Raw genomic sequence first — 23595 nt, 5'->3', positions numbered from 1 at the left:
CGTTACCGCCGCCGCCAGTGCTGTGCCGGCCGGATCATCGCCGGTCCCGTCTGGCGGCGATCTTCGACGACAGCCCGTGGATGTGGACGAATCCGCGTGCGGCGGACTGGTCGAAACTGTCGCCCTCGTCGTATGTGGCGAGGTTGAAGTCGTATAGCGAGTGCGGGCTGCGCCGGCCGTTGACCGCAATATGCCCGCCGTGCAGCACCATCCGGATCTCGCCGGTCACGTGCTCCTGAGTTGTGGCCACGAAGCTCTCCAACGCGGTCTTCAGCGGCGAATACCACAAACCGTCGTAGACCAGCTCAGCCCAGCGCTGGTCGGTGAGCCGTTTGAACCGCCCGAGTTCGCGTTCGAGCGTGACGTGTTCGAGTTCGGTGTGCGCGGTGATGAGCACCATCGCCCCCGGCGCTTCGTAGATCTCCCGGCTTTTGATGCCGACCAGCCGGTCTTCGACAACGTCGAGGCGGCCGACCCCCTGCGCGCCGGCGCGGCGATTGAGCTCCTCGATAGCCTGCAGCACGGTAACCGATCTGCCGTCGATCGAGGCCGGCACACCACGCTCGAATCCGACGATCACCTCGTCGGGGGTGTTCCAGTTGACGGTGGGATCCTCGGTGTAGGCGTAGACGTCCTTGGTCGGCGCGTTCCACAAGTGTTCCAGGAAACCGGTTTCCACCGCGCGGCCCCACACGTTCTGGTCGATGGAGAACGGCGAGCGTTTGGTGACGTTGATCGGGATCGCGTTCTCCTCGGCGAAGGCGATGGCCTTCTCCCGGGTCCATGCGTAATCGCGCACCGGTGCCAGCACCTCCAGATCCGGTGCCAGGGTGGCGAATCCGACTTCGAAGCGGACCTGGTCATTGCCCTTGCCGGTACAGCCGTGCGCGACGATGCTGCCGCCGTGCTCGCGCGCGGCCGCGACCAGGTGCTTGACGATGAGCGGGCGGCTGATCGCCGACACCAGCGGGTAGCGGTCCATGTACAAACCGTTGGACCTGATGGTGGGCACACAGTAGTCGTTGGCGAACTCCTCACGGGCGTCCACAACGATCGCCTCCACCGCACCGCAGTCGAGCGCACGCTGGCGCACGACCTCCATGTCCTCGCCTCCCTGGCCGAGGTCGATGGCGACCGCGACGACCTCGCGCCCGGTTTCTTTGCCGATCCAGCTGATCGCCACAGAGGTATCCAGACCGCCGGAGTAGGCCAGGATGACACGCTCGGACATGAACCGCTCTCCTTGGAAAAGGTCTCGTCGCTACGTCAGGTTTTGCAGGGCCCTGGCAAGCTCGGCGCCGGTCATCGGCTCGCGGGCCGCCACGAAGATGGTGTCGTCACCGGCGATGGTGCCGACGACGTCCGGCAGCGCCGCACGGTCGATCGCGCTGGCCAGGTAGTGAGCCGCCCCCGGGGGTGTGCGCAGCACGGCGAGGTTTCCGGTGGCGTCACTGGCCACCAGCAACTCACCCAGCAATCGCGACAGCCGGGCGGTGCCACCGGACACCCCGCGCACCGGGCTGCCGTCCTCGGGCACCACGTAGACCCCGACGCCGCCGTCGGCGCCGCGCAGTTTCACCGCGCCCAGCTCTTCCAAATCCCGCGAGAGCGTGGCCTGGGTGACTTCGATACCTTCGCCGGCCAACAGCGCCGCCAACTCGTTTTGGCTGTGCACCGGGGTCGACGACAAGATCGCCACGATCCGGGCCTGCCGGCCGGCCCGGGTGATGTCCGGTGAGGTCCGCGAGCGTGTCATCGGCACCGCTCCAACAGCCACACCAAAAGTGCCTTCTGCGCGTGCAACCGGTTCTCGGCCTCGTCCCACACCGCGCTGTGCGGCCCGTCCATGACCTCGTCGCTGATCTCGTGGCCGCGGTGCGCCGGAAGACAATGCAGCACAATCGCGTCGCGGTCGGCCAGCGCCAGCAGACCGGCATTGACCTGGTACGGCCGAAACGGCGCCACCCGGTCCAGCCCGTCGTGCTCCTGACCCATCGATGTCCAGGTGTCGGTCACCAGAACGTCGGCGCCTTTGGCCGCGGCGTGCGGGTCGGTGGTCACCGTCACCGACGCACCGGTGGCGGCAGCGCGATCTTCGGCTGCGGCCACCACCGACCGGGCTGGCGTGAAGCCCGGGGGCCCGGCGATCGTGACGTGCACACCGGCGGTCACCCCGCCCAGCATCAGCGAGTGGGCCATATTGTTGGCGCCGTCGCCGAAATAGGACAGCCGCAGGCCTCGCAGCGACCCTTTACGCTCGGCGATGGTCTGTAAATCGGCCAGCACCTGGCAGGGGTGGAACTCGTCGGACAGCGCGTTGACGACCGGCACGCTGGCCGCCGCGGCCATTGCGGTCAGCCGGTTTTGACCGAAGGTTCGCCACACGATCGCCTCCACGTAGCGCGACAGCACCGCCGCGGTGTCCGCCAGTGTCTCCGCGCGGCCCAGCTGGGTGCTGCTGGAATCCACGACGACGGCATGCCCGCCCAGCTGCGCGATGCCCAGCTCGAAGGAGAACCGGGTGCGGGTGGAGTGCTTGTCGAAGATGACCGCGACCCCGCGGGGCCCCTCCAGCGGACGGCGGCTCCACGGAGCTTTTTTCAATTCGGCAGCCAGCTGCAAGATCTCGGCCTGCTCGGCCGGTGACAGGTCGTCGTCGCGCAGGAAATGCCGCATCATTGCACGCCCCTCGCGGCGTCGAGGACGCCCGGCAGTGCCGTGACGAAAGCCTCGATCTGGCGCTCGGTGATGATCAGCGGCGGCGCCAACCGGATGACCTGGGGTGTCGCGGCGTTGACGAGAAACCCGGCGTCCCGGGCTGCGATCTCGACGTCTTTGGCGCGCGCGGCAGTCAACACTACACCGCACAGCAATCCGCGGCCGCGCACGTGGTCGACCAGCGGATGCCCCAGGGATTCGATGCCGCGGCGCAGCGCCTCCCCCAACACCTCGGCCCGGCGCACCAGGTCGTCGGCCGCCAGCACGCCCAGTACCGCCAGCGCCGCCGCCGCACAGATCGGGTTACCGCCGAAAGTGCTGCCGTGCAGGCCCGGCATGAGCAGGTCGGCGGCTCCTCCCACGGCCAGGCACGCTCCGATCGGCAGCCCACCGCCCAGTCCTTTGGCCAGTGTCACCACATCCGGGGTGATGCCCTCGTGCTGGTGGGCGAAGAAAGCACCGGTGCGGCCCATGGCCGTCTGCACCTCGTCGAGCACCAACATGGCGCCGTGGCGCGCGGTGATCTCACGCGCCGCAACCAGATAACCCTCCGGCGGCACCACCACACCGGATTCACCCATGATCGGCTCCAGGAAAACCGCCGCGGTTTCGTCGGTGACCGCCGCGGCCAGCGCCTCGGTGTCGCCGTAGCGGACATGCGTGACGTCCCCGGGGAGCGGCGCGAACGGCGCCTGCTTGGCCGGCTGGCCGGTCAGCGCCAGCGAACCCATCGTCCGTCCATGAAAAGCATCTTGCGCCGCAACCAGTTTCGTGCGGCCAGTGAGCCGGGACAGCTTAAACGCCAGCTCCACGGCCTCGGTGCCGGAGTTACAGAAGAACACCCGCGTGGGAGCGTCAGCCCCCAGCAGCCCGACCAGCGCCTCGGCCAGCGCGATCCCCGGTTCGGTGGCGTACAGGTTGGAGGTGTGGCCCAGTGTCGACATCTGCCGGGTAACCGCGTCGATCACGGCAGGGTGGCGGTGGCCGAGGACATTGACGGCGATACCGCCGAGCAAATCCAGGTAGGACTTGCCGTCGACGTCGCGGACCACTGCCCCCTCACCGCTGGCCAATGCGACCGCCGGAGTGCCGTAGCTGTTCATCATCACGGCCGACCATCGTTTCTGCATCGCTTGGGTGCCGCTCATGCCCGCACCACCTTGGTGCCGGTACCCGCATCGGTGAACAGCTCCACCAGGACGCAATGTTCGACGCGCCCATCGATCATGTGCGCGCTGGGCACCCCGCCGCCCACCGCCCGCAGACATGCCTCAACTTTGGGGATCATCCCGCTCTCCAGGGTTGGCAGCAGCTGTGCCAGTGTGTCCGTGTCGATTTCGCTGACCAGTGAATGCCGGTCGGGCCAGCGGGTGTAGAGGCCTTCGACATCGGTGAGAATCAGCAGCTTTTCGGCTCCCAACGCTTCGGCCAGGGCCGCCGCGGCGGTGTCGGCGTTGATGTTGTGCACCACCCCGTCGGCGTCGGGAGCCAGCGTGGACACCACCGGGATGCGGCGTGCGGCAATCAGATCCAACACCGCCTCGGTATTGACCCGGTCGACGTTTCCCACCAGACCGATGTCGGTGTCGACACCGTCGACGGTGACGCTTCGGCGCACGGCGGTGAACAGCTGCGCATCCTCGCCGGTGATGCCGACCGCGTAGGGTCCGTGCGCGTTGATGAGGTTGACCAGCTCCCGGCCCACTTGACCGAACAACACCATCCGCGCGACATCGAGCACTTCCGGTGTGGTGACCCGGAACCCGCCTTTGAAATCGCCGGGGATGCCCAGCCGCTGCAGCATGGCGTTGATCTGTGGTCCTCCGCCGTGCACGACGACGGGATGAATGCCGCAGTTGCGCAGAAACGCCATATCTGCGGCGAACGCTTGCTTGAGTGTGGCATCGGTCATGGCGTTACCGCCGTACTTGATCACGACGATCCTGCCGTGCAACTGCTTGAGCCAGGGCAGGGCTTCGGCCAATACCTGTGCCTTGACCCGCGTAGGCAATGCGTCGGTGGTCATGAACTGTAGGCCGAATTCTCTCGGACGTAAGCGTAGGACAAGTCAGTGGTTCGAACCGCGCCCCGGCCATCGCCCAAGCCGAGTTCGACAGTGATGTCGATATCAGTGCCCGACAGATCGACCTGACGCGCGCCGGGCACCCCGACGCCGTCGACACACACCGCAGATCCGTTGAACGACACGGTGATCCGATTCGGATCGATGCGCACCGGGGCCATGCCGACCGCGGCCAGCACCCGGCCCCAGTTGGGGTCAGAACCGAACAGGGCGGTCTTGACCAGGCTGTCCCGCGCGATCACTCGAGCGACGGCAACGGCGTCGTCGTCGCGGGGGGCCCCGGTCACGGTGATCCTGATGCGCTTGGTGACCCCCTCCGCGTCGGCCTGCAGCTGCGCGCACAGGTCGTCGCACACCCGCAGCACAGCGTCGTCGAGATCGGCTTGGTCCGGGGTGATCCCACTGGCGCCGGAGGACAGCAGCAGCACCGTGTCGTTGGTTGAGCAGCTGCCGTCAATGTCGAGCCGGTCGAACGTGAGGGCACTGGCGCGGCGCAGCGCATGGTCGAGCGCGGTCGCGTCCGCGACGGCGTCGGTGGTCAGCACGCCCAGCATGGTGGCCAGCGACGGTGCCACCATGCCGGCGCCCTTGGCCATGGCGCCGACGGTCCAGTTGCGGGGATGGTGCAGCGCAACCTGTTTGGGCACGGTATCGGTGGTCATGATCGCCCGCGCCGCGTTCTCGCCGCCGGCGAGGCCACCGGCCATCTCGTGGACCACCTCGCGTACCCCAGCGAGCACCTTGTCCATCGGCAACCGGTCCCCGATCAGTCCCGTGGAGCAGACGGCGACCTCGATCGCGCCGGTCTCGGTGCCCCACTCCGAGAGTGCGGCGGCGACGGCTTCCGCGGTGGCGTGCGTGTCGTGGAAGCCGCCCGGTCCGGTGCAGGCGTTGGCGCCGCCGGAATTGAGGATCACCGCGCGCAGCCGGCCGGTGCTCAGCACCTGCTGGCTCCACAGCACCGGCGCGGCTTTGACCTGGTTGCGGGTGAACACGCCGGCGGCGGCGTAATCCGGGCCCTCGTTGAAGACCAGTGCGAGATCCAGTGCGCCCGACCCCTTGATCCCGGCGGCAATACCGGCCGCCCGGAAACCGGCAGGAGCGGTGACGCCTTGCGAGCGCACCAGCCGCGCCGAGCTGGCCACGCCGGTCACGGCGCCACCCCCACCACCGGTAACCCTGCGGTTTCCGGCCAGCCCAAGGCCAGGTTCATCGATTGCACGGCCGCGCCCGCGGCGCCCTTGACCAGGTTGTCGATCGCCACGATCGCGACGAACATCGCGGCCGTCTCGTCGACTGCGACGGCGATGTGTGCGGCGTTGCTGCCGATGACCGCGCCGGTTCGGGGCAAACGACCCTCGGGCAGAAGCTGTACAAAAGGTTCGCTCTGGTATGCCTTCTCGTAGGCCGCGCGCAGCTGTGACACCGACGAGCGGGTGCGCGCCGTGCACGTGGCCAGGATGCCCCGCGAAGCCGGGATAAGCACCGGCGTGAACGACACGGTGACCTCGCGGTCGGTGAGCGTCTTCAGGCCCTGCACGATCTCAGGAGTGTGCCGGTGGGCACCGGCGATGGTGTAGGCGCGCGCTGACCCGATGACCTCCGAGCCGAGCAGGTCGGTCTGTGCTGTGCGACCGGCCCCGGAGGTGCCGCTCACCGCGACCACGGTGACCACGGGGTCGATGAGGTCCTCGGCCACGGCCGGCGCCAGCCCGAGTAGGGCCGCCGTCGGGTAACAGCCCGGCACCGCAATGCGGCGGGCAGCGTGCAGGTGTTTTCGGGATCCGGGTAGCTCGGGCAATCCGTACGGCCAACTGCCGGCGTGCGGCGTCTGGTAAAACCGCTCCCACACAGCAGCGTCGGTGAGACGGAAATCCGCCCCGCAGTCCACGATCACCGTCTGGGCGCTGAGTTGGTTCGCCAATCCCGCCGAATGGCCGTGGGGAAGGGCCAGGAAAACGACGTCGTGGCCGCTGAGCTCATCGGCCGTGGTGGGTGCGAGGACCCGCTGGGCCAGCGGAGTCAGGTGCGGGTGGTGCTCACCGAGAAGGCTGCCGGTGGCCGTCGCGGCAGTGACCGCACCGATGGTCAGCCGCGTGTCGAGGTACCCCGGGTGGCCGAGCAGCAGCCGCAGTATTTCACCCCCGACATAGCCGCTGGCCCCGGCTACCGCCGCTCGGATCATCGTCGCCATCCCGGCAAGTATGAATGACTATGCAATTAGTTGCAAATCCATTCTCAACCGGCTGTCCGTCGTGCGGTCTGATATCGGCGCTGGTGTGCCCAACAATCTGCCGGTCAGGTGCGCTGTACCGCACCGGTGCGCTCAGCGGCACACCGCACGGCTGCGTCTCGGGCCGCGCTGGCCTCATCTTCGGTGAGAGTGCGATCCGGCGCGCGAAACCGCAACGCGAAGGTGAGCGACTTATGGCGCTCACCGATCTGCGGGCCGGTGTAGACATCGAATAATCGCACGTCCTCCAACAGCTCACCGGCTCCCTCCCGGATGGCGTCGGCGACCTGCTGCGCCGGGACATCGTTGTGCACGACGAGGCTGACGTCCTGGAACACCGCCGGAAACGGCGACACCTTCGGCGCGGGCAAGTTGGTGACGATGGGGATAGCGTCGAGATCGATCTCCACCGCGCAGGTGCGCTTCGGCAGCCCCGACCGCTCGATCACCGCCGGATGGAGTTCTCCGGCATAGCCGATCGCTCGATCGCCGATGAGCACCTCCGCGCACCGACCCGGGTGCCACGGCAGCTGCTGGGCGGCTCGCAAAGCGATGTCAATTCCGCTCGCGCGCGCAATGATCCGAACCGCTTCGAACGCGTCGGCGGCTTCCGCCCGCCGGCCGGGCCCCCACGGGCCGCGTTGTTCACGCAGACCGGTCACCACCGCTGCGACGTGCTGCGGTTGGCGCGGCAGTGCCGCGTTGAGCGTTGCCAGCTCGGCGTCGGTCGGCCGGCGGTCCACCGGCACGGGAGCGACACGACGCGGTTGTCCCGCGGGCAGGACCACTGCGGCGATGGCGAATAGCGCGACGTCGACAAGGCCTCGAGATACGTTGCGTTCCAGCGCTTCCAGCAGCGCCGGCAGCAGTGTGGTGGCCAGGTGCGGGCGATCGGCCTCCAGCGGGTTGAGCACTTGTGTGGTGCTGCGGCGCGGGTCGTCGGACGGCAATCCCCACAGGTCGAATACGCGGGCGGGCAGAAACGGCGTCGGCAGGATCTCGACATAGCCGGACAGCGCGAGCGATTTCGCGATCGCGCGGCGCCGCTTCTGCGCCGCGGTCAGGCCCCGGCCGGCCGGTGCCGACGGCAACACCGACGGAATGAGGTCATAGCCCTCCAGCCGGGCGACCTCCTCGACGAGATCGGCAGGCTGCACCAGGTCGGGGCGCCAACTCGGCGGGATCACGGTCAGGATGCCGCCCTCATCGTTGACCGCCGCGCCGATCTGGGTCAGGCGACGGACGGCGGTGCCGCGCCGATACTCAGCGCCCACCAGCCGGTCCGGCATGTCGGGCGCCATCCGGATCGGCGGCAGCGCCCAGTCGTCGCAGGGCGGGTCGCCGCGCCAATCGGTCAGACAGGGGGACACCGTTCCGCCAGCGATGTCGGCCAGCAGCGCGGCGCACCGGTCCAGGGCGGCCACCGAGATGGCCGGGTCGACCGACCGCTCATAGCGGCGGGCCGCCTCGCTGGGCAGGTGCAGCCGGCGCTGGGTGCGCGACACCGCCGCCGGATCCCACACCGCGGCTTCCAGCAACACGTCGGTGGAGTCCGCGCGCACCTCGGTGCTGGCCGCTCCCATGACACCGCCGATCGCGGCTGCGGCGACCTCGTCGACGATCAGGACATCTGCCGGAGCGAGCCGCCGTTCGACATCATCAAGGGTGATCACCGTCTCGCCGGGGCGGGCGAACCGCACCGCCAACCCGCCTGTGATGCGACGACGGTCGTGTGCGTGCATCGGGTGACCCAGTTCGAGCATGACGTAGTTGGTGACGTCGACCGCCGGTGACGCCGGCCGGATACCCGATAACAGCAGCCGCCGCTGCAGCCACCACGGCGACACCGCGCCGGGGTCGATTCCGGTGACCGCGCGCAGCGCGAATCGGCGCACCCCCGTCCGCGGATCCACGCTCAACGGCCATGCCGGTCCCTCAACGGGTAAGGGTGTCACCTCGGCAGGGTCGACGAACGTCAAGTCGTAGGCGCATGCGATTTCGCGAGCCAAACCGCGCACCGACATGCAGTAACCGCGGTCCGGGGTGATTGCAAGGTGCAACAGCACATCGTCGAATCCGAGCACATCGACCGCGTCGCGACCAGGTTCGGCGGTTCCGGCCGGCAGCACCAAAATCCCGGAATGATCACTACCCAAACCGAGTTCGGCTGCCGAGCAGATCATTCCCGCAGAGTTGCGACCATAAACCCGGCGGGCCGAAATAGTGAAATCACCCGGTAGCGTGACACCCGGAAGCGCAACCACCACCAGATCGTCGACAGCAAAATTAGTTGCACCACAAATGATCTCATGAACCCTGCCATCCCCGACGTCGACAAGGCAGGCCCGGACGGGTTTTTTGAAACCGCTCAGTTCCTCGATGCCGGTGACCCGGCCCACCTTCAACGGACCGCTGACTGGCCCGAGCGCGAGCACAGCTTCGACTTCGTGACCGATGCGCAGCAGGGTCTGCTCAACATCAGCCGGAGCAGCGTCCCATCCGGGTGCCCCGGCTGCGACGACTTCGCGCAGCCAGCTGTAGGGGATCCGCATCAGTCCCCCACCCCGAACGGTAACGAAAAGCGGATATCTCCTTCGACCATGTCACGCATGTCGGGGATACCGTTGCGGAATTGCAGGGTCCGTTCCAGCCCCATGCCGAAGGCGAACCCTGAGTACATCTCGGGGTCAATACCCGCGGCGCGCAACACATTGGGGTGGACCATTCCGCAGCCACCCCATTCCACCCAGCCGGCGCCGCCCTTTTTGTTCGCGAACCACACATCGACCTCAGCCGACGGCTCGGTGAACGGGAAGAAGTGCGGCCGGATGCGGGTCCGCGCCGACGGTCCGAACTGCGCGCGCGCGAACGCGTCGAGCGTTCCCCGCAGGTGTGCCATCGTAAGACCCCGGTCCACCGCCAGCCCTTCGACTTGATGGAACACCGGTGTATGGGTGGCATCGATCTCGTCGGTGCGAAAGGAGCGCCCGATCGAAATCACGTACACAGGCGGTGTGCGTTCGAGCAGGGTCCGCACCTGCACTGGCGACGTGTGCGTGCGCAACACCAGCCGCGACTCCTCCGGCGCGACGTAAAACGTGTCCTGCTCGCTGCGCGCGGGGTGGTCAGGGGGAAAGTTCAGGGCATCGAAGTTGAACTGTTCGGTTTCGACCTCGGGCCCCTCCACCAGTTCCCATCCCATCGCGACAAAGGTGTCGGCGATATGCTCAGCCAAGATCGTGATCGGGTGCCGGGCGCCGATGGGCTGGCGGGTCGACGGCAATGTCACATCGATACGTTCGGCGACCAATACCGCCGCGTCCCGCTCCGCACGCAGCACCGCCAATCGCTGCTCGTAGCTGCGCTGGACCTCGCGGCGGGCGGCGTTGACGCGCCGGCCGGCGTCGGCGCGGTCGCCTGCGGGCAAAAAGCCCAGCGCCTGCCGCGCCAGGGCCAGTGGTGAGCGGTCACCGAAATGTTCGATCTTGGCCCGGGCCAGCGCGTCGAGGTCGGCCGCGAGCGCAAATGCCTGCCGGGCGGCGCTGACCGCTTTGGCCAGCGCGTCCTCCGACAAATCGACGGGTTGATCACCCACGCTGCGACACTCTCCTCGCTGGTGGCTCGTTCGATTCCCCGCTGTCGCCGGCCTGGACCGTCACCGCGGCGGTTCGATCGGCCAGCTCCTCATTCTCCCCATCAGGCCGCGTCACGGCCCGCATCGTCACCGAGCTGCCTTGGCCGTCACGTCACGGGTGTGACGCAAGTGCTGATCATAGATGCCGGCGGCCCGGCACCGAATGTGCGCCGACGACCGCCGCTGCGGGTCGCTTAGGCGGTCAACCGCGAGGCGCAGCCGCCCAGTGTCGACTGCCCGGCCGTCAGCGCGACCGATGACATGCGTATCACGCGGAAGCGGTCGATCCTGTCGACGGCCAGGGCAGTCAGCGCACCGGCGGCCAGTGCGATCACAATCGCCCACCCGCTGTGGGCCAGCACCACAAAGCCGAACGCCACAGACACCGTCAGCAGCCCATACCGCGTCACCGTCCAGCGAGCGGGCCGGCCGAACCGGGTGGCCAGCAGCATGCCGAGAATCAGTGCGACGGTGTGTCCGGCGTCCGTAAAATCCGCGCCCACAATCGCGCCGACCAGCCCCACCGAAATCCACCACCCGACCCAGCCAGGCCGCCAGCGGCGCGGGATCGCCGCTGTTAACGCCCCCAGGACCGCCACAGCACCGTAGCTCATCCCGACATCGGTCGCACGAGTGATGGACAACGGCAGCCAGCCGAACTCGACCGCCGCGGTGAGCCCGGCCGCGACCAGCAGTGTCGCGCCGATATGGCCGACCAGGAACGCGGCAATCAGCCGAGTGCTGTGCCAGAGCAGTTCAGCCAGGGCCAGCAAACACGCTAAGCCCGGGAGCCAGATGTAGATCGGCCCCGGTTCGGCGACGAAGGCACTGCCGAACAGTGTTCCCAGGTTGCCGTGCGCCAAGTTGTGGAGGTTGGTGCTGGCGCGCTGGGCGACCTGCGCCTGCACTTGGGGACCAAGAATCAGTAGAGCGGTGCTGACCGCCACCAGAGCCGCCACGTAACTCACCGTGAAGCGCACACGTGCCAGCCCGCACAGGATGCGGTAAACCATCAGCGTCTACTATGCCTCCGAATTCGTTTGACGAGCCTGGTCGGTAGCTGTCAACTCCCTACCAGTTTCCGACGATATCTGGCCGGTGGAACCCCCGTGGGTTTGCCCGCGGACACCGGTCGATGAATCCACCAGGCGACGACACCCGATGCGGCCAACTCCGGAATCTCGCCGCGCGCGGAGCCGGACACCATGATGCCACTCCCGGTGGTGTGGTCCATCACCCACAGATCGTGACATCGACACCGGCGGCATGCGTCGCCGGAACCAGCGCAGAGCCTGGTCACAGGGGTGCGGCAGGGATGTTGACACCCGGTAACACCGCGCTCCGGCGCGACCCGAAATCGTAGACAACGTATGTTGTCAAGGTTATTGTGGGGCGCATCAGTCCCAGGAGGCCGTGATGACTGCCACATCGACCACGTCCGCCCAGCCCTCGCCCGTCACCCCGGAGGACCCATCGTCGGGGAAGGCCACACCGCTCGGACCGGATTCACTGACGTGGAAGTATTTCGGCGACCTGCGCACCGGGATGATGGGTGTGTGGATCGGTGCGCTCCAGAACATGTACCCGGAGCTGGGCGCGGGTGTCGAGCAACATTCGATTCTGCTGCGCGAACCGCTGCAGCGGGTTACCCGCTCGGTGTACCCGATCATGGGCGTTGTCTATGACGGTGAGCGGGCTGCGCAGACCGGCGAGCAGATCAAAAACTACCACCGCACCATCAAGGGCGCCGATGCGTCAGGCCGTCGCTACCACGCGCTCAATCCGGAAACGTTCTATTGGGCGCACGCCACATTTTTCATGCTGGTGATCAAGGTCGCCGAATATTTCTGCGGTGGTTTGACGGAGGCGGAGAAGCGGCAGCTCTTCGACGAGCACGTCCAGTGGTACCGGATGTACGGGATGAGCATGCGTCCGGTGCCGAAATCCTGGGAAGAATTCCAGCACTATTGGGACCGGGTATGCCGGGAGCGCTTGGAGATCAACCAAGCCACCCTGGACATTCTCCAGATGCGCATCCCTAAGCCGAAATTCGTTCTCATCCCGACGCCGCTGTGGGACCAGTTCTTCAAGCCGCTGCTGGCCGGCCAGCGCTGGATCGCCGCGGGACTTTTCGATCCGCCCGTCCGCGAGAAGGCGGGTATGCGCTGGACACCCGGTGACGAAATACTGCTGCGGTTATTCGGCAAACTTGTTGAGCTGGTGTTCGTGGCGGTGCCTGACGAAATCCGTTTACATCCGCGCGCACTGGCCGCCTACCGGCGGGCGCAGGGACGCATCCCCGCCGACGCGCCGCTGGTCGAAGCGCCGCGATTTGTGGCGCCGCCCCCGGATCGGCGCAGCCTGCCGATGCACTACGTCCCCCCGCGCCGGACCATCCTGGAACGCGCCGGCTCACTGGTGCATACCACGCTTTCGCTGGCCGGTCTGCGGCCCGTGCGCAACCGGGGCAGGGCCGCGTAACGATCAGCACCGGCGCCGGAGCCTCCGGGCACTCTGGTACAGGCAAATAGCCGCGGCCGCGGCCACGTTCAGACTCTCCGCCGCTCCGGGCATCGGGATCCGCACCCGATGGTGGGCCAGGGCGGCAAGCTGCGGCGACAGTCCGTGCGATTCCGGCCCGAACAGCCACGCCGTCGGCCTCGCCAGCAATGGCTCGGCGTCGTCGAGAGACAGCTCACCATCGGTCATGGTCGCCAATACCTGCAACCCGGCCGAGCGCAGGTCCGCGACCGCCGAGGCGGCATCCGGCGCGTGGACAACCGGGATCGAGAAAATGCTGCCGGCGGAGGCACGCAGACACTTGCCGTTGTACGGATCCACGGTGTGCCCGCAAAGAACCACGGCTGCAGCGCCCATCGCGTCGGCGAGGCGGATCACGGTGCCCGCGTTGCCCGGCTCACGGATTTCGGCCGCGGCCGCGATCAGCTGCGGTGCGCGCGCCAGCACATCATCGAGACGGGCATTCGGCATCTCGCACACAGCGATCAAACCTGCGGGCGTGGCCGTATCGGATAGCGCTTTGGCGGCACGTTCGCTGACCAGATGAACCGGGGCCCCCGCCATGGCCAGCAGCGCAGTGTGCCGCTGCGCGGCCACCTCGGTGACAAAAACCTCCTTGACCAGGCGACGGGCCGCCGCAGCCTGCACCAGATTGGGGCCTTCCGCAAGGAAGCGCCCCGACCGGGCGCGGCCGACGCGGCGATGCAGTTTGACAGCCCCGGCCACCCGGGCCGAGCGTTCGGTGAGCACCCGCAGGTCTGCAGCTCCCCCGCGTCGCGGCGGCATCGTCGCCGGTTACGCGGCCTCTCCCGAGGGGGCGTTGACGTCGTCGGGCAACGCGGTGCGGGCGACGCCGACAAGTGCGGTGAACGCCGCCGGATCACTGACCGCGATCTCGGCCAGGTTCTTGCGGTCCACCTCGACACCCGCGCACTTCAGACCCTGGATCAACCGGTTGTAGGTGATATCGTTGGCCCGCGCCGCCGCGTTGATCCGCGAAATCCAGAGCTTGCGGAACTCCCCCTTGCGAGCGCGACGGTCACGATAGGCGTAATTCAGGGAACGCAGCTGCTGCTCTTTCGCCTTGCGGTACAGCCGAGACCGCTGGCCACGGTAGCCACGCGAAGCCTTCAGGATCGTGCGCCGCTTCTTCTGGGCGTTGACCGCCCTTTTCACGCGTGCCATGAGTTTCCCTATCCTCGTGCAGAAATCGTCGTGTCGGCGTGCCGGGGTCAGGTCAGCCGTTCAGCATCTTGTTGACTCGTTTGGCGTCGTTGCGCGAGACCGCGGTGCGGCCTTCCAGACGCCGGGTGCGGGTGCTCGGCTTGTGCTCGAACAGATGCCGCCGATTTGCGTGCTGACGCACCAGTTTTCCGGTTCCGGTGCGCCGAAACCGCTTCGACGCCCCACTGTGGGTCTTGACTTTCGGCATGTGTCCTCGTTCCTCACGGTCAATTCGCTGATGGTCCGGTGCCGCCGTCGTGTCCGACCGCGCGGGCTTGCTGAGCCGCCCGGGCACGGGTCTTGGCGCCACGGTGCGGTGCCAGCACCATCGTCATGTTGCGTCCGTCCAGCTTCGGTGTGGTCTCGATGAACCCGTAGTCGGCGACATCCGCGCCCAGCCGCTGCAGCAGCCGGTAGCCCAGCTCCGGGCGTGATTGTTCGCGTCCGCGGAACATGATGGTGACCTTGACCTTCGACCCCGCCTCCAAAAACCGGATGACATGGCCCTTCTTGGTCTCGTAGTCGTGGTCGTCGATCTTGGGCCGCAGCTTTTGCTCTTTGACGACGGTCTGTTGCTGGTTCCTGCGAGACTCGCGCGCCTTCTGCGCCGCCTCGTACTTGAATTTGCCGTAGTCCATGATCTTGCAGACCGGTGGTCTGGCATTGGGGGCGACTTCGACAAGGTCGAGATCGGCGTCCGCGGCGACGCGGAGCGCATCTTCGATCCGCACGATGCCTACCTGCTCACCTCCCGGGCCGATCAACCGGACTTCAGGTACGCGGATGCGCTCGTTGACGCGCGTCTCAGTGCTGATGGGGCCTCCCTGGGTTGTCGTCGTGGTTGCGGCCGGTGCCCTCCGGATACAGCAATCGAAATACCACGCCATCAGCAAAAAAGCCCTGCAGAAGCAGGGCCCTGTACCGACCGATCGCGGCTTGAAACTGCTCAGGCCGCCTGCGACATGCGCAGACCAGGCATCGGGTGACGCCTGTGACCGGACCGCTGAGCCGGTGTGGCCAACGGTGGGAGTGGCACTCCACTTGCTGTACCCGGCATCGCCGGGACGGTCGCACCGGCCAGTCTAGCAGCTGCGCAGGCTCACCGTGACACCAGCGAGCCCCGAAAGTCACCGGGTACTGAAGGTTCACCGACGGTTCATGCAGAAACTCCGGGAACACCGGTGTGGAGTACCCCGCGCCGCGGCCCCGAGTCGCCGCGACGATTCCCAGCCTGAACGAATATCCTCGCCGTCTGTGACACCCACCACGAGCCGGTCGAGATCCCGTTATCACTGGGTTCCCGCAGCCGCCGGCTGGACCGTCGGCGTCATAGCCACGGTCTCACTGCTGGCGAGCGTGTCACTGCCGATCCGGTGGATGATCAAGGTCCCACGGGAGTTCATCAACGACTACGTGTTCAATTTCCCGGACACCAGCGTCGCGTGGTCGTTCGTGCTCGCGTTGCTGGCCGCTGCGCTGACCGCGCGCAAGCGCATCGCGTGGTGGCTGTTGACCGGAAACCTCGCCCTTGCCGCCGCTTTAAATATCGCCGGCCTGGCAGCAGCCCACGGCACGGCCTTGCACACGATCGGCGAGAGTTTCGGGCTCACCGTGCACACCGCGGCTCTGGTCGTCCTGGTGCTGGGCTACCGGGAGTTCTGGGCCAAGGTGCGCCGCGGTGCGCTTGTCAAAGCGGCCGTGGTGCTGATGGCGGGCTGGGTCATCGGGATTGCGCTGTCCTGGGCACTTGTCGAGGTGTTCCCCGGCTCGTTGGCGCGAGAAGACCGGTTGCCCTACGTGGTGAACCGGGTCATCGGATTCGCCCTGGCCGACCCGGATTTATTCAAGGGCAAACCCGACGTCGTCCTCAACGCACTGTTCGGGTTGTGCGGCGCCTTAGCGCTCATCGCGGCGGCGATCGTGCTGTTTCAGTCCCAACGCGCCGAGAACGCGCTCACCGGTGAAGACGAATCGGCGATCCGCGGACTGCTGGAGTTATACGGGAAAAACGACTCGTTGGGCTACTTCGCGACCCGCCGCGATAAATCGGTGGTGTTCGCGCCCAGCGGGCGCGCCGCCATCACTTACCGCGTCGAAATAGGCGTCTGCCTGGCCAGCGGTGACCCGGTCGGAGATCCCAGGGCCTGGCCGCAGGCCATCGACGCCTGGTTGCAGCTCTGCCAGGCATATGGGTGGGCACCGGGCGTGATGGGCGCGAGTTCACAAGCGGCGCAAGCGTTTCGCAGCGCCGGCTTGAACGCGCTGGAGCTGGGCGACGAAGCCATCCTGCACACCGCGGATTTCAAGCTGTCCGGCCCGGATATGCGCGCGGTGCGCCAGGCGGTGACCCGTGCCCGCAGAGCCGGGCTGACAGTGCGCATCCGTCGCCATCACGATGTCCCCCCTGATGAAATGGCCCAGGTCATCGCACGCGCCGACGCCTGGCGGGACAGCCAGTCCGAGCGCGGCTTTTCGATGGCGCTGGGCCGGCTCGGCGATCCCGCGGACGGCGAGTGCCTGCTGGTCGAGGCGGTCGACCGCGACGACCTGGTCGTCGCCATGCTGTCGCTGGTGCCGTGGGGCCATAACGGCGTTTCGCTGGACCTGATGCGGCGTTCGCCGCAGTCACCCAACGGCACCATCGAGCTGATGGTCAGCGAACTGGCCCTGCATGCTGAACGTCTGGGCATCAGCCGTATTTCCCTGAATTTCGCCATGTTCCGGTCCGCGTTCGAACAGGGCGCCCAACTGGGAGCCGGTCCGGTAGCACGGCTGTGGCGGGGTCTGCTGCTGTTCTTTTCGCGATGGTGGCAGCTGGAAACCCTGTACCGGTCCAATATGAAATACCAGCCCGAATGGGTGCCCCGGTACGCCTGCTACGAGGATGCCCGGATGATTCCGCGGGTGGGTGTCGCCTCGGTGATCGCCGAAGGGTTCCTGGTGTTGCCGTTTTCTCGGCGCAACAAACAGCACACCGGCCATCATCCGGCTGTCCCGCCGACGCTGACCGCAACCGGGATCCTGCACCAGGATGGCAGTGCGCCGGACCTGCGCGGTTTGCCACCGGATGCCCTGGAACGCCGGACCCGCCTGCCCGAGCAGGTCCGGGTTCGGCTGACCAAGCTGAAAGCGCTGCAGCGCAGCGGCGTTGATCCCTATCCCGTCGGATCCCCGCCGACGCACACCGTCGCCCAGGCTCTCGACGCCGGCGATCAGGCCGATGTCTCGGTGTCCGGACGTGTGCTGCGCATCCGCGACTTCGGCGGCGTGCTGTTCGCCCAGTTACGCGACTGGTCTGGCGAACTGCAGTTGCTGCTGGACAACTCGGTGCTGGAGCAGCGCCGCACCACCGATTTCACCAGGTCAATCGACCTCGGTGATCTGGTCGAAGTCGCCGGAAAGATGGGGTATAGCAAATCCGGAACCCGCTCGCTGATCGTGGCCGGTTGGCGGCTCATCGGCAAGTGTCTGCGTCCGCTGCCCAATAAGTGGAAGGGACTCACCGACCCGGAAGCCCGCGTCCGGTCCCGCTATCTCGATCTGGCGGTCAACACCGAGTCCCGCGAACTGATCACTGCACGCAGCGCTGTCTTGCGTGCCATCAGGCAGACGCTGTTCGACAAGGGATTCATCGAAGTCGAGACGCCGGTCCTGCAGCAGGTGCACGGCGGAGCGACGGCGCGCCCGTTCGTCACGCACATCAACACCTATGACATGGACCTGTACCTGCGGATCGCACCGGAGCTGTATCTCAAGCGGTTGTGTGTGGGCGGCGTCGAGCGGGTTTTCGAGCTGGGCCGGGCTTTTCGCAATGAGGGGGTTGACTTCAGCCATAATCCCGAGTTCACCTTGCTGGAGGCCTATCAGGCACATGCCGACTACCTGACGTGGATGGACGGCTGCCGGGAGCTGATCCAGAACGCCGCCAAAGCCGTCAACGGCGCGCCGGTGGTAATGCGGCCGCGGTCGGGCAGCACCGACGGAAGCCTCGAGCCGGTCGACATCTCCGGTGTCTGGGCGGTGAAGACGGTCCATGACGCGGTATCGGAGGCACTGGGTGAACACATCGACGCCGACACCGATTTAGCTAAACTTCGCAAACTCTGTGATGCTGTGGGCATTCCCTATCTGGCCCGGTGGGACACCGGCTCGGTTGTGCTGGAGCTTTACGAGCACCTCGTCGAAGGCCGGACCGCACAACCAACCTTCTACATCGACTTTCCCGCATCGGTGTCGCCGCTGACGCGGCCGCATCGCAGCAAGCGCGGGCTCGCCGAGCGGTGGGATTTGGTGGCCTGGGGCATCGAGTTGGGCACCGCCTACAGCGAGCTCACCGATCCGGTCGAACAACGGCGCCGGCTGCAGGAGCAGTCGCTGCGGGCCGCGGGAGGCGATCCGGAGGCGATGGAGCTCGACGAGGAGTTCTTGCAGGCGATGGAGTATGCGATGCCGCCCACCGGCGGGTTGGGGATGGGTGTCGACCGGGTGGTCATGTTGATCACGGGCCGCAGCATCCGGGAAACGCTGCCGTTCCCGCTGGCAAAACCCCGCTGAGGCGATACCGGGTGATCGGGAAGCTGACCGTGGCCGGCGGTGGCCAGGGCACGCCGGGCGTGTCGGGGTCGCGGTTGCCGGCGTTAGGCGCTGACCTGCCGTCGGCTCGCCGCCCGTGATGGGCCGGCCGGCACGCCCAGGACCTCGGCGAGGAACTTGCCGGTGTAGCTTTCCGGTACGGCTGCGACCTGCTCGGGAGTGCCTTCCGCGACGACTGTCCCGCCTTCGGCGCCACCCTCGGGCCCCAGGTCGATGATCCAGTCCGACGTTTTGATCACATCCAGGTTGTGCTCGATGACGATCACTGTATTACCTTTGTCCACAAGACCATTGAGCACGTTGAGCAGCTTGCGGATATCGTCGAAGTGCAACCCCGTGGTCGGCTCGTCGAGGATATAGACGGTGCGCCCGGTGGAACGCTTCTGCAGCTCCGAGGCCAGCTTCACCCGCTGTGCTTCACCACCGGACAGCGTGGGGGCCGGCTGCCCGAGCCGCACGTAGCCGAGTCCGACGTCGACCAGCGTCTTCAGGTAGCGATGGATACCCGTGACGGGCTCGAAGAATTGTGCCGCATCGTCGATCGACATGTCGAGCACTTCGGCGATCGTCTTGCCCTTATAGTGCACTTCGAGCGTCTCGCGGTTGTAGCGTGCGCCGTGGCACACCTCGCATGTGACGTACACATCGGGCAGAAAGTTCATCTCGATTTTGATCGTGCCGTCACCCGAACAGGCTTCGCAGCGGCCGCCTTTGACGTTGAACGAGAACCGGCCCGGCTGATACCCGCGCACCTTGGCCTCGGTGGTGGCCGCGAATAACGCGCGGATCTTGTCGAATACCCCGGTGTAGGTGGCGGGGTTGGACCGCGGCGTGCGACCGATCGGTGACTGGTCGACCTGCACCAGCTTATCGACCAAATCCAGTCCGGTGACCCGGGTGTGCCGGCCCGGGACCTGCCGGGCACCGTTGAGCTTGTTGGCCAGCACCGCGGCCAAGATATCGTTCACCAGCGTCGACTTGCCGGAACCGGACACCCCGGTCACTGAAACGAGTACCCCGAGCGGAAACGACACGTCGATCTCGCGCAGGTTGTGCTCGCGGGCACCCACAACCGTGAGACGGCGCCGGCGGTCCACGGGCCGGCGGATTGCCGGGATCTCGATACGCTGTTTGCCCGACAGGTACGCTCCGGTGATGGAGTTGGGGTTGCGCAGCAGCTCGTCGTAGGGGCCACTGTGCACGATCTGGCCACCCTGCTCGCCGGCACCAGGGCCGATGTCGACAACCCAGTCGGCGTGCGCGATCGTGTCCAGGTCGTGTTCGACGACGATCAGCGTGTTCCCCAAATCCCTTAGTCGCGTGAGGGTTTCGATGAGTCGGCGGTTGTCGCGCTGATGCAGCCCGATCGAGGGCTCGTCGAGCACGTAGAGCACACCCACCAGCCCGGACCCGATCTGCGTGGCCAGCCGGATCCGTTGCGCCTCACCACCTGAGAGAGTGGCGGCGGCCCGCGACAACGACAGATAGTCCAGCCCGACATCCAGCAGGAACCCGAGCCGGGTCTGAATTTCTTTGAGCACCTGCCCGGCGATGGCCTGCTCGCGCGGCCCGAGGATGAGCGCGCTGAGAAAGTCTGAGCAATCCGCGATCGACAGATCGCACACCTCGGCGATCGATTTGGTTCCGCGTTGTTCGGCTGACAGCGTCACCGCCAGGATCTCCGGTTTTAGCCGGGTGCCGTGACATACCGGGCACGGCACATCGCGCATGAAACCCTCGTAGCGTTCCTTCATCTGTTCCGACTCGGTCTGGGCCATCTTGCGGTGCAGGAACGCAATCACGCCTTCGAAATCGGCGTAATACGAGCGGATGCGGCCATACCGGTTGCGGTAGCGGACGTGGACCTGTTCGTCGCAGCCTTCCAGGATCGCCTTGCGCGCCCTCGACGGCAGTTTGCGCCACGGCGTGTCGATATCGAAGCCCATCACCTCGCCGAGACCCGCCATCATCCGGGTGAAGTAGTCCGCGGCGTGGCCCATCGACCACGGTGCCACCGCGCCCTGCGCCAGCGTGAGATCCGGGTCGGGCACCACCAAATCGGGGTCGACCTCCTTGCGGATCCCCAGTCCGGTGCACTCCGGGCAAGCACCGTAGGGCGAGTTGAACGAGAACGACCGCGGTTCCAGGTCGTCGACGGCCAGTGCGTGGCCGTTAGGGCAGGCAAGTTTTTCGGAGAACCGCTGCTCGCGGGGACGGTCGTGGTCGTGGGCCCGGTCATCGGGGAACTCCAACACCACGATCCCGTCGGCCAAACTCAGCGCTGTCTCGACGGATTCAGTGAGCCGTTGTTTGGCAGTGGGTTTGACGGTCAGCCGGTCCACCACCACCTCGATATCGTGTTTTTCCTGTTTTTTCAGCTTCGGCGGATTCGTCAGGGAATGCACCACACCGTCGACCCGGATCCGGCTGTAGCCCTGGGTGTTGAGTTTCTCGAACAGGTCGGCGAACTCGCCCTTGCGGGTGCGCACCACCGGGGCGAGCACCTGGAAGCGGGTGCCCTCGGGCATCGCCAGCACCTGGTCGACGATTTGCTGCGGAGTCTGGCGGGCGATCCGCTCACCGCAGACCGGGCAGTGCGGCGTGCCCGCGCGGGCGTACAGCAACCGCAGATAGTCGTACACCTCGGTGATGGTCCCCACGGTGGAGCGCGGGTTACGGTTGGTCGCCTTCTGGTCGATGGACACCGCCGGGGACAGGCCTTCGATGAAGTCCACGTCAGGCTTGTCCATCTGCCCCAGGAATTGACGGGCATAGGCGGACAGGGATTCCACGTAGCGGCGCTGCCCTTCGGCGAAGATGGTGTCGAATGCCAGTGACGATTTGCCCGACCCGGATAACCCGGTGAAGACGATCAGAGTGTCGCGGGGCAAATCCAAGTCGACGCTGCGCAGGTTATGCTCACGCGCGCCCTTGATAATCAGGCGGTCAGCCACTCCGTCCCTTCCATCGGGCCCGTGGTGCGGACCCGTTCCCGCAGTCGGTACCCACGTGGTTCTTATGCTAGGTGGCGGTACCGGCAACCCACCGCCGGCCACTAACGTGGCCGCTATGACTGTTGTCGACGACACCTACACGGGACATGTGGAACCGGGCACCGCGGCACGCCGCATTCTGCCGGGTGCCACCATCATCAAAGCGTCGGTGGGGCCGATGGACAACAACACCTATCTGGTGACGTGTGCACAGACCGGCGAAACTTTGCTGATCGACGCCGCAAATGACGCCGACCTGCTCATCGACCTGGCACGGCGCTACGCCCCCAAAGTTTCGCTGATCGTCACGACCCATCAGCACTGGGATCACTGGCAGGCCCTGGACGCGCTGGCCCAAGCCACCGGCGCGCCCACCGCGGCGCACAGCATCGATGCCGGGCCCTTACCGGTGAAACCCGACCGGTTGCTCGAGGGCGGTGACGCCGTGCAGATCGGCGCCTTGAGCTTCGATGTGATTCACTTGCGCGGCCACACACCCGGATCGATCGCGCTGGCGCTGGACGGACCGGCGACCGGCGCGGTCACCCAGTTGTTCACCGGCGACTGCCTGTTCCCCGGCGGCGTCGGCAAGACATGGAGCCCGGGCGACTTCACCCAACTGCTCAACGATGTCACCAGCCGCGTCTTCGACGTCTACCCGGATTCCACCGTGGTCTATCCGGGTCATGGCGATGACACCACGCTCGGCGCGGAGCGCCCCAAACTGGGCGAGTGGCGTGAGCGGGGCTGGTAAGCGTCCCGGCCGATCCCCTTTTCTCGCGTGGCTATGTCGGTGCTCGCACGCCACGTCGGGTCCGCGGGGTGGCCGCGGACGCGGCCGGCGGACGCCTAGGGCGTGGTGTGCACAATCAGCACATCGGTTTTGGCCCGGCGGGCCACGTTGGCCGGAACGGAGCCCAGCAAGCGACCGGCGATCGTGCTCAACCCGACATTGCCCACCACCAAAAGGTCGGCTTTAACCTCCTCGGCCAGGTCGACCAAAGCATCGACCGGGGCACCGGCTATCGGCCGCTCTTCAATGTCCGTGGCACCGGCGGCCTTCGCCCGATCCCGCGCTTCGCGCAGGATCGCGTAGATCGGAGCGGTGCCCGACACCTTGTAGCTTTCGTCTTTGAGGACGTCAGCGGCCCGTGAATCCTCAGGCTGGGGCAGGTACGCCGTCGCGATGACCAGTTTCGCGTTCGCCCCGGCGATGTTGCCTGCCCGGTCCACCGCGCGCAGCGATGAATCCGAGCCGTCGGTTCCGACCACCACGGTCCGATAGGCGTCCATGTACCCTCCCAAGTGTCGGTTGCTACGCCAACCCAAGACAGTATCGCTTCGCCCAATCCGGGTGGTGCGATTTACGCCACCCCGATTCGCCACCCGCGGGTGCCGCGCCGGGATCGACGTGTCGGACAGCGTCCGCGCTGAAACGTTCTGCGCCCTCAATGTTATGTGAAAAGCATTGCAGCTGAAGCAATTTCGTGTGCCACGCCGGTGACAACCGAATGGGCCGGAGTGGTGATCTTTTGCAGCCGGCCAGGTCGGACGCCGGTGACGCTGAGCAGGCTCACCCCAGCGCCCTACAGTGACA

19 protein-coding genes are annotated in these 23595 nt (G+C 66.6%); 3 read left to right on the top strand and 16 right to left on the bottom strand.

From position 1 onward, the window contains the following. Positions 1–34 precede the first annotated feature (34 nt). The 10 genes from G6N08_RS15175 to G6N08_RS15130 all read right to left on the bottom strand — a co-directional run bounded on the left by G6N08_RS15175 (position 35) and on the right by G6N08_RS15130 (position 11681). Entirely contained in the window at positions 35–1231 is a 1197-nt protein-coding gene (locus tag G6N08_RS15175; RefSeq protein ID WP_163758611.1) for an argininosuccinate synthase, read from the bottom strand. A 30-nt stretch (positions 1232–1261) separates the two neighbouring features. Beyond that, positions 1262–1756, bottom strand: a complete 495-nt coding sequence (locus tag G6N08_RS15170; RefSeq protein ID WP_163758609.1) for an arginine repressor — start codon at positions 1754–1756, stop codon at positions 1262–1264. After that, positions 1753–2679, bottom strand: a complete 927-nt coding sequence (gene argF, locus G6N08_RS15165) for an ornithine carbamoyltransferase (RefSeq protein ID WP_163758607.1) — start codon at positions 2677–2679, stop codon at positions 1753–1755. The genes G6N08_RS15170 and argF overlap by 4 nt, the downstream gene beginning before the upstream one ends. Beyond that, positions 2676–3866: an acetylornithine transaminase gene (locus G6N08_RS15160; protein WP_163758605.1), complete on the bottom strand. Its 1191-nt coding sequence runs from the start codon at positions 3864–3866 to the stop codon at positions 2676–2678. The genes argF and G6N08_RS15160 overlap by 4 nt, the downstream gene beginning before the upstream one ends. After that, entirely contained in the window at positions 3863–4744 is an 882-nt protein-coding gene (gene argB / locus G6N08_RS15155) for an acetylglutamate kinase (protein ID WP_163758603.1), read from the bottom strand. The genes G6N08_RS15160 and argB overlap by 4 nt, the downstream gene beginning before the upstream one ends. Then, positions 4741–5955: a bifunctional glutamate N-acetyltransferase/amino-acid acetyltransferase ArgJ gene (argJ, locus tag G6N08_RS15150; RefSeq protein ID WP_163758601.1), complete on the bottom strand. Its 1215-nt coding sequence runs from the start codon at positions 5953–5955 to the stop codon at positions 4741–4743. Before argJ ends, argB begins: the two co-directional genes overlap by 4 nt. Then, positions 5952–6995: an N-acetyl-gamma-glutamyl-phosphate reductase gene (gene argC / locus G6N08_RS15145; RefSeq protein ID WP_163758599.1), complete on the bottom strand. Its 1044-nt coding sequence runs from the start codon at positions 6993–6995 to the stop codon at positions 5952–5954. Before argC ends, argJ begins: the two co-directional genes overlap by 4 nt. Positions 6996–7099: 104 nt before the next feature. Continuing rightward, positions 7100–9586 carry a phenylalanine--tRNA ligase subunit beta gene (pheT, locus tag G6N08_RS15140; RefSeq protein ID WP_163758597.1) on the bottom strand — a complete coding sequence of 829 codons (2487 nt, stop codon included), beginning with the start codon at positions 9584–9586 and terminating at the stop codon, positions 7100–7102. Further along, positions 9586–10629: a phenylalanine--tRNA ligase subunit alpha gene (gene pheS / locus G6N08_RS15135; protein ID WP_163758595.1), complete on the bottom strand. Its 1044-nt coding sequence runs from the start codon at positions 10627–10629 to the stop codon at positions 9586–9588. The genes pheT and pheS overlap by 1 nt, the downstream gene beginning before the upstream one ends. A gap of 233 nt (positions 10630–10862) precedes the next feature. After that, entirely contained in the window at positions 10863–11681 is an 819-nt protein-coding gene (locus G6N08_RS15130; protein WP_163758593.1) for a rhomboid-like protein, read from the bottom strand. Between the two features lie 403 nt (positions 11682–12084). On the opposite strand from G6N08_RS15130, the gene G6N08_RS15125 reads away from it, so the two are divergent. After that, complete coding sequence (locus G6N08_RS15125) at positions 12085–13149, top strand: oxygenase MpaB family protein (RefSeq protein WP_163758590.1); 1065 nt, start codon at positions 12085–12087, stop codon at positions 13147–13149. A gap of 3 nt (positions 13150–13152) precedes the next feature. Here G6N08_RS15125 and G6N08_RS15120 read toward each other — a convergent pair whose 3' ends face one another. Genes G6N08_RS15120 through infC form a run of 4 tightly spaced genes read right to left on the bottom strand, consistent with a single transcriptional unit; the run spans position 13153 to position 15227 of the window. Beyond that, on the bottom strand, positions 13153–13938 hold the full coding sequence (locus G6N08_RS15120; protein ID WP_163760702.1) for a TrmH family RNA methyltransferase: 786 nt from the start codon (positions 13936–13938) through the stop codon (positions 13153–13155). Positions 13939–13983: 45 nt separating this feature from the next. Continuing rightward, a complete protein-coding gene (rplT, locus tag G6N08_RS15115; protein WP_163758588.1) occupies positions 13984–14373 on the bottom strand; it encodes a 50S ribosomal protein L20 in 390 nt (129 codons plus the stop codon). 52 nt (positions 14374–14425) lie between these two features. Continuing rightward, entirely contained in the window at positions 14426–14620 is a 195-nt protein-coding gene (rpmI, locus tag G6N08_RS15110) for a 50S ribosomal protein L35 (protein ID WP_163758586.1), read from the bottom strand. Positions 14621–14639: 19 nt separating this feature from the next. Then, a complete protein-coding gene (gene infC, locus G6N08_RS15105; RefSeq protein ID WP_163760700.1) occupies positions 14640–15227 on the bottom strand; it encodes a translation initiation factor IF-3 in 588 nt (195 codons plus the stop codon). A 343-nt stretch (positions 15228–15570) separates the two neighbouring features. Between infC and lysX the strand changes: the two genes are divergently transcribed. Beyond that, the gene (lysX, locus tag G6N08_RS15100) at positions 15571–18966 is read left to right on the top strand and encodes a bifunctional lysylphosphatidylglycerol synthetase/lysine--tRNA ligase LysX (RefSeq protein ID WP_163758584.1); all 3396 of its coding nucleotides are present in this window, start codon (positions 15571–15573) and stop codon (positions 18964–18966) included. Positions 18967–19049: 83 nt separating this feature from the next. Here lysX and uvrA read toward each other — a convergent pair whose 3' ends face one another. Then, on the bottom strand, positions 19050–21959 hold the full coding sequence (gene uvrA / locus G6N08_RS15095) for an excinuclease ABC subunit UvrA (RefSeq protein ID WP_163758582.1): 2910 nt from the start codon (positions 21957–21959) through the stop codon (positions 19050–19052). 115 nt (positions 21960–22074) lie between these two features. Here uvrA and G6N08_RS15090 point away from each other — a divergent pair, with 115 nt between their 5' ends. Beyond that, positions 22075–22752: an MBL fold metallo-hydrolase gene (locus G6N08_RS15090; protein ID WP_163758580.1), complete on the top strand. Its 678-nt coding sequence runs from the start codon at positions 22075–22077 to the stop codon at positions 22750–22752. A gap of 95 nt (positions 22753–22847) precedes the next feature. On the opposite strand, the gene G6N08_RS15085 is transcribed toward G6N08_RS15090, so the two are convergent. Then, the gene (locus G6N08_RS15085; protein WP_163758578.1) at positions 22848–23291 is read right to left on the bottom strand and encodes a universal stress protein; all 444 of its coding nucleotides are present in this window, start codon (positions 23289–23291) and stop codon (positions 22848–22850) included. Positions 23292–23595: the final 304 nt, after the last annotated feature.

Origin of the sequence: Mycobacterium botniense (assembly GCF_010723305.1) — a bacterium.
GTDB lineage: Bacteria > Actinomycetota > Actinomycetes > Mycobacteriales > Mycobacteriaceae > Mycobacterium > Mycobacterium botniense.
This window is presented reverse-complemented; position numbering and strand designations above follow the sequence as displayed.

Excerpts from the sequence above, each read along its gene's own strand:
- G6N08_RS15175 (WP_163758611.1), bottom strand. The coding sequence starts at position 1,231 with ATGTCCGAGCGTGTCATCCTGGCCTACTCCGGCGGTCTGGATACCTCT.
- G6N08_RS15170 (WP_163758609.1), bottom strand. The coding sequence starts at position 1,756 with ATGACACGCTCGCGGACCTCACCGGACATCACCCGGGCCGGCCGGCAG.
- argF (WP_163758607.1), bottom strand. The coding sequence starts at position 2,679 with ATGATGCGGCATTTCCTGCGCGACGACGACCTGTCACCGGCCGAGCAG.
- G6N08_RS15160 (WP_163758605.1), bottom strand. The coding sequence starts at position 3,866 with ATGAGCGGCACCCAAGCGATGCAGAAACGATGGTCGGCCGTGATGATG.
- argB (WP_163758603.1), bottom strand. The coding sequence starts at position 4,744 with ATGACCACCGACGCATTGCCTACGCGGGTCAAGGCACAGGTATTGGCC.
- argC (WP_163758599.1), bottom strand. The coding sequence starts at position 6,995 with ATGGCGACGATGATCCGAGCGGCGGTAGCCGGGGCCAGCGGCTATGTC.
- pheT (WP_163758597.1), bottom strand. The coding sequence starts at position 9,586 with ATGCGGATCCCCTACAGCTGGCTGCGCGAAGTCGTCGCAGCCGGGGCA.
- G6N08_RS15130 (WP_163758593.1), bottom strand. The coding sequence starts at position 11,681 with ATGGTTTACCGCATCCTGTGCGGGCTGGCACGTGTGCGCTTCACGGTG.
- G6N08_RS15125 (WP_163758590.1), top strand. The coding sequence starts at position 12,085 with ATGACTGCCACATCGACCACGTCCGCCCAGCCCTCGCCCGTCACCCCG.
- rplT (WP_163758588.1), bottom strand. The coding sequence starts at position 14,373 with ATGGCACGCGTGAAAAGGGCGGTCAACGCCCAGAAGAAGCGGCGCACG.
- rpmI (WP_163758586.1), bottom strand. The coding sequence starts at position 14,620 with ATGCCGAAAGTCAAGACCCACAGTGGGGCGTCGAAGCGGTTTCGGCGC.
- lysX (WP_163758584.1), top strand. The coding sequence starts at position 15,571 with ATGCAGAAACTCCGGGAACACCGGTGTGGAGTACCCCGCGCCGCGGCC.
- G6N08_RS15090 (WP_163758580.1), top strand. The coding sequence starts at position 22,075 with ATGACTGTTGTCGACGACACCTACACGGGACATGTGGAACCGGGCACC.
- G6N08_RS15085 (WP_163758578.1), bottom strand. The coding sequence starts at position 23,291 with ATGGACGCCTATCGGACCGTGGTGGTCGGAACCGACGGCTCGGATTCA.